This is a genomic window from Lysobacter koreensis (assembly GCF_042677045.1).
Taxonomy (GTDB): domain Bacteria; phylum Pseudomonadota; class Gammaproteobacteria; order Xanthomonadales; family Xanthomonadaceae; genus Lysobacter_K; species Lysobacter_K koreensis.
Map to the genome: position 1 here is coordinate 683,229 of NZ_JBHTIH010000002.1, position 11,377 is coordinate 694,605.

Consider the following 11,377-nt stretch of genomic DNA (forward strand, 5'->3'; position numbering starts at 1 on the left):
GAGCTGCCTGCAATGAACCGAACCCAAGAAGGCACCGACGACCGAGGCGAGGCCAGCGCCTCGGCACCCGAAGACTGCATCCACGTGATCCTGTACGACGCCGATGGCGCCGATCGCGACCTGGGGTTGGATTCGCTCGATGCCAGCGGGCTGCAGGACCAGCAGTTGCTGTGGATCGACGTGGCCTGCAACGACGCCGCCCTGCTGGACGAAATCGCTCGCAAGCTTGGGCTGCCGGCCGCGGCGATCGCCGCGCTGCAGCGGCTGGACAGCACGCCGCGACTGGAGAACCACGGCGAGTGCTTCGTGCTGCAGGCGGTCGCGGTGGAGCACCAGGGCGCGCTCAGGTTCACCGGCACGGTGCTGGGCATCGCCGCCGGCCCCAACTTCGTGCTCAGCGTGCACCACCGGCCAATCGCGTTCATCGAGCAACTGCGCGAACGCGAGCGTGGCGACAGCGAGTTGGGCGCGCTGGGTGCGGAGAGCTTCACCGCCTCGCTGCTCGACTGGCAGCTGTCGACCTACTTCGAGGCGGTGTCGGATTTCGAGGCCGCGGTCGAGCGGCTGGAAGTCGAGATCCTGTCGCACAAGCCGCGCGAGTGCCTGGAGGACCTGCGCGAGCTGCGCCGGGGCGCCTCGCGCCTGCGGCGGATGTTGGCGCCGCACCGGGTGTTGTTCGCCGGCCTGGCGCGGCCCGATTTCCGCCCGCGCAGTTCGGGCGAGGTCGATGCGCATTTCCGCCGCCTCGACACCCACTACGAACGCGCGATGGACCGGGTCGAGAACACCCGCGAGCTGATGGTCGGCAGCTTCGAGCTGTTCAGCAGCCAGACCGCGCTGCGCACCAACGCTGCGATGCGCGTGCTCACCTTCGCGACCGTGCTGATCGGCATCCTGGCGGTGTTGGCCGGGGTGCTGGGCATGAACTTCGACGCGGCGTTCTTCGATGCCGGCGAGGCCGGATTCTGGTGGACGCTGGGCGGCATGGCGGCGGTCGTGGTGGTGGCGGTAGTGCTGGCGCGCTGGCGCCGCTGGTTGTAACGCCGCGGGTTTCTGACAAATCGTCGATGAACGGACGGCGCGCGCCTTCACGCCGCGGCGCGGAGTGCTTTTGCAACATCGCGCGCATCCAATCCCACCACGGTGCTGCAGGAATGAGACCGGCGATGACCCACTCGATAGCCAATTCGACCGTCAAACCGAGCACGGGTGGCCGCGCATGAAGTCCGTGCTGCTGGTGCTGATCGGGCTGCTGGTCGGCGCGAACGCGGTGTATTTCTGGATGTCGCGGCGCGGCGCGGTGCCGGTCTCCACACCGCCGGGGGTCACGAGCGCGGACACGCGGCCGACGCCCACGGTCGCCACGGTCGTGCCACCTGCGGCCATGCCGCACGCGCAGGCGCTACCGCCAACACCTTCGGCACCGTCGGCGTTGCCGGCCACGACGCAACCGACCTCAACGCCCACCGGCCTGCTGCTGCCGGTCCAAGGCATCAAGGCGGCGCAGCTGTCCGACACCTTCAACGACCTGCGCGGCGGCACCCGCATCCATGAGGCGCTCGACATCATGGCGCCGACCGGCACGCCGGTGCTCGCCACCGCGGACGGCCCCCTGGTCAAGCTGTTCACCAGCGTCCCCGGCGGGCTGACCGCGTACCAGTTCGACCCGACCTCGACCTACGCCTACTACTACGCCCACCTGGACCGCTACGCACCCGGCATCGCCGAAGGCCAGGTGCTCAAGCGCGGCCAGCTGATCGGCTACGTCGGCAGCACCGGCAACGCCGACCCGGCCTCCCCGCACCTGCACTTCGCCGTGTTCCTGCTGGGACCGGAGAAGCAGTGGTGGAAGGGCACGCCGATCAATCCGTATCCGCTGTTGCGGTGAGCGAGCGATGGGCGGTGTCGACGGAAGCGGTGTTCTCGCCCGCATTTCCGAGAACCACCGCTCGTCATTCCTGCGAAGGCGGGAATGACGAGCAAAAAAAACCGCCTTCGGGGAAAGACGAACGAAGAGAGCGACAACACTTCCGCCTTTCGCTGGATTGCCCACCGCGGACATGCCGAGCGCAAACCGCGCATCCACGACCCGGCCGGGCCGTCGGCTAAAATACGCGCCCCCACGCCGCACCCCTGAGCGCATGTCCTCTGCCTTCGGCACCGAAACCGTGCTGGACGTCCGTCACTGGACGGACGACTACTTCAGCTTCACCACCACCCGCGATGACGGCTTCCGCTTCGAGAACGGCCAGTTCGTGATGATCGGGCTGGAGGTCGAGCAGGCCGACGGCACGCGCCAGCCGCTGCTGCGCGCGTACTCGATCGCCAGCGCGAACTGGGAGGAGCAGCTCGAGTTCTTCAGCATCAAGGTGCCCGATGGCCCGCTGACCTCGCGCCTGCGCGACATCCGCCCCGGCGACCGCGTGCTGATCGGCCGCAAGCCGACCGGCACGCTGCTGATCCACGACCTGCACCCGGGACGCAATCTCTATCTGCTCGGTACCGGCACCGGCTTCGCACCGTGGCTGTCGATCATCAAGGACCCGGCGACCTACGAGCGCTTCGAGCGCGTGGTCGTCTGCCACGGGGTGCGCCATGCGGCCGACCTGGCGTATCGCGACTACCTCGAGCACGAACTGCCGCGCCACGAGTTCCTGGGCGAAACCGTCGCCGCGCAACTGCACTACTACCCGACCGTGACCCGCGAGCCGTTCGCGCACCGCGGCCACGACCACCGCGGCCGCATGACCGACCTGATGGCGACCGGGCAGATGATGGCGCAGCTGGGCCTCGAGCCGCTCGACGCCGCGCACGACCGCGCGATGATCTGCGGCAGCCCGCAGATGCTCGCCGACTTCCGCGCCCTGCTCGACGGCCGCGGTTTCAGCGCCGCCCCGCGCATCGGCGTGCCAGGGCAGTACGTGTACGAGCGTGCGTTCGTCGAGAAGTAGAAGCTCCCGCCTCATAGAGCAAAAGCAAATCCCCCCTGCTCCCCCCTTTTTCAAAGGGGGGAACGCCCGTGCCCCGGTTTTCAACGGGGGATGCCGGCCCCGGGATTGCTCCCCTCTTTGGAAAAGAGGGGTTGGGGGAGATTCGCTCCTGCTCCGTCTGCTCTGAGCCCGGAACGAACCTTCCCGGCCCGGCCGCACCTCGGCGGCAGCGGCTCCGACGCCCGTTTGACGGCCTTCCCGTCGCAGCCTTTGCGACCGGCGGCAGGCCCAATGGCCCTGCCCGGGGTGCCGTGCGACCCGACAGGTACTAATATAAGCACCATGCCCGCCGACCTCACTGACCGCCAACTGGCCATCCTCGACTTCGTCCGCAGCCGGATCGAGACCGACGGCCTGCCGCCCACCTGGGCCGAGATCGCGCGCGCGTTCGGCTTCCGCCAGACCCGCGCGGCGCAGAAGCACCTGCAGGCGCTCGAGGCCAAGGGTTACCTCACGCTGCTGCCGGGCAAGGCGCGCGGGATCCGCCTGGCCGGGTCGACGTCGCGCCGCGATGCGCGCGGCCGCGAGGCGTCGCTGGCGCTGCCGGTGCTCGGCCGGGTCGCCGCCGGTCCGCCGATCGGCGCTGACCCGGACGGCATCGAACGCCACCTGCAACTCGACCGCTCGCTGTTCTCGCTGACCCCGGACTACCTGCTGCGCGTGCGCGGCGATTCGATGCGCGACGACGGCATCCTCGACGGCGACCTGGTCGCAGTGCAGCGCGCCTCGCAGGCGCGCGACGGCCAGGTGGTGGTCGCGCGCATCGATGACGAGATCACGATCAAGCGGCTCCGGCTCGACGGCGAACGCATCGCGCTGCTGCCGCGCAACCCCGACTACGCGCCGATCGAGATCCAGCCCGGCCAGGACTTCGCGATCGAGGGCCTGTACTGCGGCCTGGTCCGCGAGGGCTGAGCGGTGGGCCAGGTTGTCGCGCTCGATGCGTTGTGCGCCGATGGCCGGGTCTGGCGCGGCCAGCCGGTGGCCCGACCGGCCTCGGCACAGCCCAGCGGCCATGCCGCGCTCGACGCGGCGCTGCCCAGCGGCGGCTGGCCGGAGGCGGCGCTGACCGAACTGCTGCTGGCGGCCGACGGCATCGGCGAGTTGCGCCTGCTACTGCCGACGCTCGCGCGGCTGACCCGGGCGCGGCAGGAAATCGTGTTGGTCGCCCCGCCCTACCTGCCCTACCCCGCGGGCTGGCAGCAGGCCGGGGTCGATTTCAGCCGCGTGCACCTGGTCGATGCCGCGCCGCGCGACGCGCTGTGGGCGACCGAGCAATGCCTGCGCGGCGGTTGCGTGGCGGCGGTGCTCAACTGGCCGCGCCAGGCCGACGACCGCGCCTTGCGCCGACTGCAGGTCGCGGCCGAAACCGGGCAGACGCTCGGCTTCGCCTTCCGCGACCTGCGCGAGGCCCGCAACCCCTCGCCGGCGGCGTTGCGGATCGCGGTCGATGCGGCGCCATCGCAACTGCGCGTGCTCAAGTGCCGCGGCGGGCTGGCGCCGGTGCGGCCGATCCCGTTTGAACCTGTCCCGTTCGAACCTGCCCCGTTTGAACACGTGCCTGCGGCTTCGGTTGTGCCTGCGTCGTTTGCGCGTGCCACCGCGCCGCCGGCCACCGCCCTGCAGTGATGCAGGCAGCGGAGAACCACCATGCTCTGGGCCTGCATCGCGCTACCGCAACTCGCGCTCGACGGCGTCCTGCGCCGCCATCCCCAGCCTGAGCAGCCGCTGGCGCTGGTCACCGGGCCGGCGAACAAGCGCGTGCTGGCTGCGGTCAATCCCGCTGCTGCGCGCGCCGGCCTGCATGCGGGCCAGCCGCTGGCGGCGGCGCACGCCCTGCTCGCGCAGTTCGCCACCGCCGAATACGACGAGGCCGAGGTCGCGCGCTGGCACCAGTTCCTCGCCGCGTGGGCGTACCGCTACAGCTCGCAGGTGGCGATCACTTTCCGCGATGCCGTGGTGCTGGAGATCGGCGCCAGCCTCACCCTGTTCGGGCCGTGGCCGCGCTTCGAACGCGCGCTGCGCGAGGACCTGCGGGAATTGGGTTTCGCCCACCGCATCGCGGTCGCGCCGAACGCGCGCGCGGCCTGGGTACTCGCGGGCCCGCACGACGGCCTGGCGCTGACCAATCCGGCGGCGCTGGGCAACGCGCTGGCGCGGATCCCGGTCGCGCAGGCGCGGCTGGAACGCAAGACCGCGCACGCGCTGCACGCGATGGGCCTGCGCCGGCTCGGGCAGTTGTTCGCCGCGCCGCGCGCGTCGCTGGCGCAGCGCTTCGGCACCGGCCTGCTCGAGCACCTCGACCGCCTGCGCGGCACGGCCCCGGATCCGTTCGCGCACTACCTGCCGCCCGACCGCTTCGACCTGCGCATCGAGCTGGGTTACGAGGTCGAAAGTTCGCAGGCGCTGCTGTTCCCGCTGCGCCGCCTGCTCGGCGACCTGGGCGCGTACCTGGCCGGCCGCGACGGCGGCGTGCAGCGTTTCGTGATCCATCTCGAACACGAGCGCCATGCCGATACCGAAGTCGTGGTCGGCCTGCTCGCCGCCGAACGCAACCCGGCGTTGCTGTTCGAGCTGGCGCGCAGCCGGCTGGAACAGGCGCGCACGCCGGCCGCGACCCGCGCGATGCGGCTGGTGGCCGAGCAGCTGCCGCCGTTCGTGCCGGCCGAACGCGAGCTGTTCGACCCGCGCCCCGCGCAATCGGTGCCGTGGGACAGCCTGCGCGAACGCCTGCGTGCGCGCCTGGGCGACGACGCGGTGTATGCGCTGGCCACGGCCGACGACCACCGTCCGGAAAAGGCCTGGCGGCGCGTGCCGATGGCGCTGCCGGCCAAGCCCGCGCACGCCAACGATGCGGTCGAAGCCGCGCCGCGCCCGACCTGGCTGCTGCCGCGGCCGCTGCCGCTGCGCGATGGCGCGGCGCGCCTGCTCGCCGGCCCCGAGCGCGTCGAAAGCGGCTGGTGGGACGGCTTCGATGTGCGCCGCGACTACTACCTGGTCGAAACCCGCCAGGGCCAGCGCGCGTGGGCGTTCTGCCCGGCCGGCGAGCACGGCGCCCACGTGGCGCAGTCGCTGATGCTGCATGGGTGGTTTGCGTGAAGCCGGTTCGCACCGCTGCGGCGGCATTGCGGCTGGTCGGCGTGGACGCGTCGCCATCGCAGTCGCATGAACCCCAATCCCTTTCCTGCAGCGAGGGAGGCTATGCCGAGCTGCACTGCCTCTCCGACTTCAGCTTCGGCCGCGGCGCGTCGAGCGCGACTGAATTGTTCGAACGCGCCCAGCGCAACGGCTACCGCGCGCTGGCGATCACCGACGAAGCCTCGTTGGCTGGGATCGTGCGCGCACTAGAGGCCTCGGAAAAAACCGGCGTGCCCTTGATCGTCGGCAGCGAGGTCACGCTCCACGGCAACCCACTCGACGCCCGCATGTCCGCTGACGGCGCCGGCGACGCGCTGAAACTCGTGCTGCTGGTCGAATCGCAGCAAGGCTATTCCACCCTGTGCCAGTTGCTGACCCGCGGCCGTCGCCGCTCGGGCAAGGGCGAATACCAGCTCACCCGCGACGATATCGCCGACGGCCTGCCCGGGCTGCTGGTGCTGTGGCTGCCCGATGCGCGGCTGTCCTACGCCGACGGCGCGTGGCTGAAGCAGCGCTTCGACGGCCGCCTGTGGCTGGCGGTCGAACTGCACCGTGGCGCCGACGATGCGCGCCGGCTGCGGGAATTGCTCGCGCTCGCCGACGCGCTCGCCCTGCCGGCGGTCGCCAGCGGCGACGTGCACATGCACGCGCGCGGCCGCCGCGCGCTGCACGACACCATCACCGCGATCCGCCACCGCACCACGGTCGCCGACGCCGGCGCCTTGCTGTTCCCCAACGGCGAGCGCCACCTGCGCACCCGCCCCGCCCTGGCCGCGATCTACCCGCGCCAGCTGCTCGACGAAACCCTGCGCATCGCGCGGCGCTGCACGTTCTCGCTGCGCAAGCTCGACTACCACTACCCGCACGAACTGGTGCCCGCCGGCCATACGCCGACCACGTGGCTGCGGCAACTGGTGGAAGACGGCGTGCGCGAACGCTGGCCCGATGGTGAAGACGCGAACGCGCGCGAGCTGATCGAGAAGGAACTCGCGCTGATCGCCTACAAGGGTTACGAGGCGTTCTTCCTGACCGTGCACGACGTGGTCCGTTACGCGCGCTCGCAGGGGATCCTCTGCCAGGGCCGCGGCTCGGCGGCCAATTCGGTGGTGTGCTTCACGCTGGGTGTCACCGCGATCGACCCGGCGCGCATGGGCCTGCTGTTCGAGCGCTTCCTGTCGAAGGAACGCGACGAGCCGCCCGACATCGACGTCGACTTCGAACACGAGCGGCGCGAGGAAGTCATCCAGTACATCTACCGCCGCTACGGCCGCGAGCGCGCCGCGCTGGCCGCCACGGTGATCCGCTACCGCACCCGCAGCGCGGTGCGCGACGTCGCGCGCGCGCTCGGCCTGCCCGAGGACCAGCTGGCCCAGCTCAGCCGCAGCGTTAGCGTGTGGAGCAGCGACGTGCCCGCCGAAGAGCGCCTGCGCGAGCACGGCTTCGATCCCGACAACCCGGTGGTGCGCCGGCTGCGGGTGCTGGTCGGCGAGCTGCTCGGCAAGCCGCGCCACCTGTCGCAGCACGTCGGCGGCTTCGTGATCTCGGAGGCGCCGCTGCACACGCTGGTGCCGGTCGAGAACGCGGCGATGCCCGACCGCACCATCATCCAGTGGGACAAGGACGACCTGGAGGAACTGGGCCTGCTCAAGGTCGACGTGCTCGCGCTGGGTATGCTGACCTGCATCCGCAAGGCGCTCGACCTGCTGCGCCGCCATCGCGGCCAAGACTACGCGCTGGCCACGATTCCAGCCGAGGACAAGCAGACCTACCAGATGATCCAGCGCGGCGACGTGGTCGGCGTGTTCCAGATCGAGTCGCGCGCGCAGATGGCGATGCTGCCGCGGCTGCGGCCGGAGACCTTCTACGACCTGGTGATCGAGGTTGCGATCGTGCGCCCCGGGCCGATCCAGGGCGGCATGGTGCATCCCTACCTGCGTCGGCGGCAGGGACTGGAGAAGGTCGAGTACCCGTCCGAGGCGTTGCGCCCGGTGCTGGACCGCACCCTCGGCGTGCCGCTGTTCCAGGAACAGGTGATGCGCCTGGCGATGGTCGCCGGCGACTACACGCCCGGCGAAGCCGACCAGCTGCGCCGCGACATGGCCGCGTGGAAACGCCGCGGCGGACTCGAAGGCCACCGCGAGAAACTGTTCAAGGGCATGGCCAAGAACGGCTACCCGCGCGAGTTCGCCGAACGCATCTTCGAGCAGATCAAGGGTTTCGGCGATTACGGCTTCCCCGAATCGCACGCGGCCAGCTTCGCCCTGCTCACCTACGCCAGCTGCTGGATCAAGTGCCACGAACCGGCCGCGTTCACCTGCGCGCTGCTGAATTCATTGCCGATGGGCTTCTACCAGCCGCCGCAACTGGTCGCCGACGCGCGTCGCCACCACATCGACGTGCGCCCGGTCGACGTGCGCTACAGCGAGTGGGATTGCACGCTGGAAGCGTGGCCCGACGATCCGCAGCGGCAACCGGCCTTGCGGTTAGGGATGCGGCTGGTGAATGGACTGCGCGAGGACGCGGCGCAGCGGATCGTTGCGGCGCGTGCGTGCGCGCCGTTCGCCGACCTCGACGACCTCGCGTTCCGCGCCGACCTCGATCGCGGCGCACTCGACCTCCTCGCCGAAGCCGCGGCGCTGCGCGGCCTGGCCGGCCACCGCCACCGCGCACGCTGGAGCACCGCCGGCACCGAACGGCAGCTGCCACTGTTCGCCACGGCCGGCGTGGTCGACGTACGCGCGGCCGCGGAACCGCGCATCGCGATCCCGCCGCCCAGCGCGTTCGAGAACACCCACGCCGACTACGCCAGCACCGGCCTCACCCTCGGCCAGCACCCGCTCGCGCTGGTGCGCCGCCAGCTGCAACAACGCCGCTGCCGCAGCTCGGCCGAACTGGCGCAACTGCCCAACGGCCGCCACACCCGCTTCGCCGGGCTGGTGATCCTGCGCCAGCGCCCCGGCACCGCCAGCGGCGTCACCTTCATGACGCTCGAAGACGAGCACGGCCTGGTCAACGTGGTGGTCTGGAACGAACTGGCCGAACGCCAGCGCCGCCCGCTGCTGGAATCGCGCCTGCTCGCCGTCGAAGGCCGCCTGCAGGCCGAGCAAGGCAGCCGGCACCTGATCGCGAGCCGGCTGGATGACCTGACGCCGCTGCTGTCGGGGCTGGCGACGAGCTCACGCGACTTCCACTAAGCCTTTCCTTCAATTCGATACCGCGAGCATCAACCGCGCCCGCTATCGGCGGCGGATTCACATGATCCATGCCACACACGAACAGCGCCAACTTACATGCTGTCATGGGGCGACTGGCTAGGCCCTCCCGTCAGCCGATGGCCTTGATTTCAAGTGCCTCCAAGAGCTCACCAACCCCCAAGTACGATGAATCATGGGGTCGACCCTTACACGAAGCTCTGAGTTCCAACAGATCAACTCGGGTCAACAGATCGCCCATGACTACGGAAAGAATTGCTTCAACTCGAAGCTCGTTCAAGTGCTCCTGGATAGAATTTACACCCGAGCGAGCCACGCAGGCATGCAAGGCTCTGCGCTGGAGCCAAAGATCGAGCCCGTCAAAGAAAGGCGTCTGACTCGGGGAAATGGTAGCCAATGACTTCAGGCGCGCATCATCCGCCGCGCACAGAGTCACAACATCAAAGGCGATCGACACACTCAAGAAACGCTCCATCAGCATCTTGTGATCCCAAACAAAACCGTTGGCAAGCGATGGCTGCATGCTTTCGTTGATGTAGGCGTCCAACGTCGCTTTCGCCAGATCGATCGGCAGGGGATGCGGTACAGGTCCATCTATGCGTAGTACCCACTGCCACTCTGGCGGGTAATCCAATGTGGCGAGCCATCCTTCAAGATCTGCGAAGGCGTCAGTGGCGAGAACCTCCCCAAGTGGCATTGGGTTCATTCCCGCCAAGCGCATCGACCACTGTCGGCACAATGCAACCAGTGACCCTCGGATGTCGCAGCGGCTGCCCAGTGATGCGAGATCTCTTCGCCAGTCGGACCCTTCCTGCAGATGGATCGCATATAGGAAAGGATCGTGAGCTCCCAAGACGCCACCTTTCAGGGCTTCCAGAAGGTCGGCGATCACTGCAGTTTTGGTACAAAATCCGCACATGCTCAGTTCCCCAATGAAGCACTGAAGTCATCTTCCTGACTTGCGTCTCATGGACTGAGTCAGTTGCCTGAGAGAAGGAGTTAGATTCTGGAGCGGCGGTACTGATTGGATCGAGCCTGAAAGGCCTTGGCACCTGAGCCGAGATGGGCCCGATGCTTCGGGCATCGTCCGACAACGGTTTGTATGAATCTGCCTTAGCCCCTACCGTGCGCTGACTAGAAAAAACGCCGAGGAGCGAAAATGCGTTCTGTACTTGGCATTGATGCGGCATGGAGCACCACTCAACCGAGCGGCGTGGCATTAGTTGTCGAGCACGACGCGGGCTGGTCATGTGGAGCAGTCGCCCCAAGCTACGAGGAATTTATCGCCATCGCAGAGGGAACGGCGGTCAAGTGGGGAGAAAAAACGCGACGGGGGTCGGTGCCGGACGTGCAAGGTCTGTTAGAAGCCGCAGAAAGCCTGGCAGGTGCACCCGTCGATCTTGTTGCCGTCGACATGCCTCTCGCGCGATCGGCTTTCGAAACTCGACGACCTGCTGATAATGAAGTCTCGAAGGAGTTCGGTGCGCGCTTGTGCGCAACCCATAGTCCGACTGCGACTCGACCTGGCCAGCTAGGGCGGGAACTGACCCAGCAGCTAGCTGACGCCGGCCTTTCCCTCGCAACCTCCTCGATGCTTTCGCCCCAGCGGTCGTTCATCGAGGTGTACCCGCACCCAGCACTCTTGTCTCTTCTACCGAGTGAGAAACGCGTTCGCTACAAAGTATCGAAAACGAGGAAGTACTGGCCAGCCGAAGATGCACCTACTCGTATCCGGAAATTGCTGACCGAACTCTCAGCCATCCACGATGCGTTAGAAATATCGCTCGGATCGCTAGGCTTTGATCTTCCAACAGCTACCAGCCATTTCTCCTCGCTGAAGCGGTATGAAGATGCACTTGATGCACTCGTGTGCGCGTGGGCAGGCACTGAGCATCTGCTTGGCAGGACCACGCCTCTAGGCAATCATGATGCAGCCATATGGTGCCCAACCGATGTCATACGTGGCCGGATACCTGACAAGGCAATGTCGTAAGGAAAACTTCCGCCAGCTCTAAGCTTCTTGCGATAGCGCTTCGG

General features: G+C 68.2%; 9 protein-coding genes. 8 read left to right on the forward strand and 1 reads right to left on the reverse strand.

All coding sequences use genetic code 11. From position 1 onward, the window contains the following. The first annotated feature begins 12 nt into the window (after positions 1-12). The 7 genes from ACFQZQ_RS03555 to ACFQZQ_RS03585 all read left to right on the forward strand — a co-directional run bounded on the left by ACFQZQ_RS03555 (position 13) and on the right by ACFQZQ_RS03585 (position 9,322). Positions 13-1,041, forward strand: coding sequence for a magnesium transporter CorA family protein (locus ACFQZQ_RS03555; RefSeq protein WP_386811290.1), 1,029 nt, complete (start codon positions 13-15; stop codon positions 1,039-1,041). A gap of 178 nt (positions 1,042-1,219) precedes the next feature. Beyond that, entirely contained in the window at positions 1,220-1,888 is a 669-nt protein-coding gene (locus tag ACFQZQ_RS03560) for a M23 family metallopeptidase (RefSeq protein ID WP_386811291.1), read from the forward strand. A 253-nt stretch (positions 1,889-2,141) separates the two neighbouring features. Beyond that, positions 2,142-2,951 carry a ferredoxin--NADP reductase gene (locus ACFQZQ_RS03565; RefSeq protein WP_386811292.1) on the forward strand — a complete coding sequence of 270 codons (810 nt, stop codon included), beginning with the start codon at positions 2,142-2,144 and terminating at the stop codon, positions 2,949-2,951. A 321-nt stretch (positions 2,952-3,272) separates the two neighbouring features. After that, complete coding sequence (gene lexA, locus ACFQZQ_RS03570) at positions 3,273-3,905, forward strand: transcriptional repressor LexA (protein WP_386811293.1); 633 nt, start codon at positions 3,273-3,275, stop codon at positions 3,903-3,905. Positions 3,906-3,908: 3 nt separating this feature from the next. Further along, entirely contained in the window at positions 3,909-4,619 is a 711-nt protein-coding gene (imuA, locus tag ACFQZQ_RS03575) for a translesion DNA synthesis-associated protein ImuA (protein WP_386811294.1), read from the forward strand. Between the two features lie 21 nt (positions 4,620-4,640). Beyond that, positions 4,641-6,089, forward strand: a complete 1,449-nt coding sequence (locus tag ACFQZQ_RS03580; RefSeq protein ID WP_386811295.1) for a Y-family DNA polymerase — start codon at positions 4,641-4,643, stop codon at positions 6,087-6,089. Between the two features lie 41 nt (positions 6,090-6,130). After that, positions 6,131-9,322: an error-prone DNA polymerase gene (locus ACFQZQ_RS03585; protein ID WP_386811651.1), complete on the forward strand. Its 3,192-nt coding sequence runs from the start codon at positions 6,131-6,133 to the stop codon at positions 9,320-9,322. A gap of 130 nt (positions 9,323-9,452) precedes the next feature. Here ACFQZQ_RS03585 and ACFQZQ_RS03590 read toward each other — a convergent pair whose 3' ends face one another. After that, positions 9,453-10,232, reverse strand: coding sequence for a hypothetical protein (locus ACFQZQ_RS03590; protein WP_386811296.1), 780 nt, complete (start codon positions 10,230-10,232; stop codon positions 9,453-9,455). A 267-nt stretch (positions 10,233-10,499) separates the two neighbouring features. On the opposite strand from ACFQZQ_RS03590, the gene ACFQZQ_RS03595 reads away from it, so the two are divergent. Next, positions 10,500-11,333 (forward strand): DUF429 domain-containing protein, encoded by an 834-nt coding sequence (locus tag ACFQZQ_RS03595; RefSeq protein WP_386811297.1) that lies wholly within the window; start codon positions 10,500-10,502, stop codon positions 11,331-11,333. Positions 11,334-11,377: the final 44 nt, after the last annotated feature.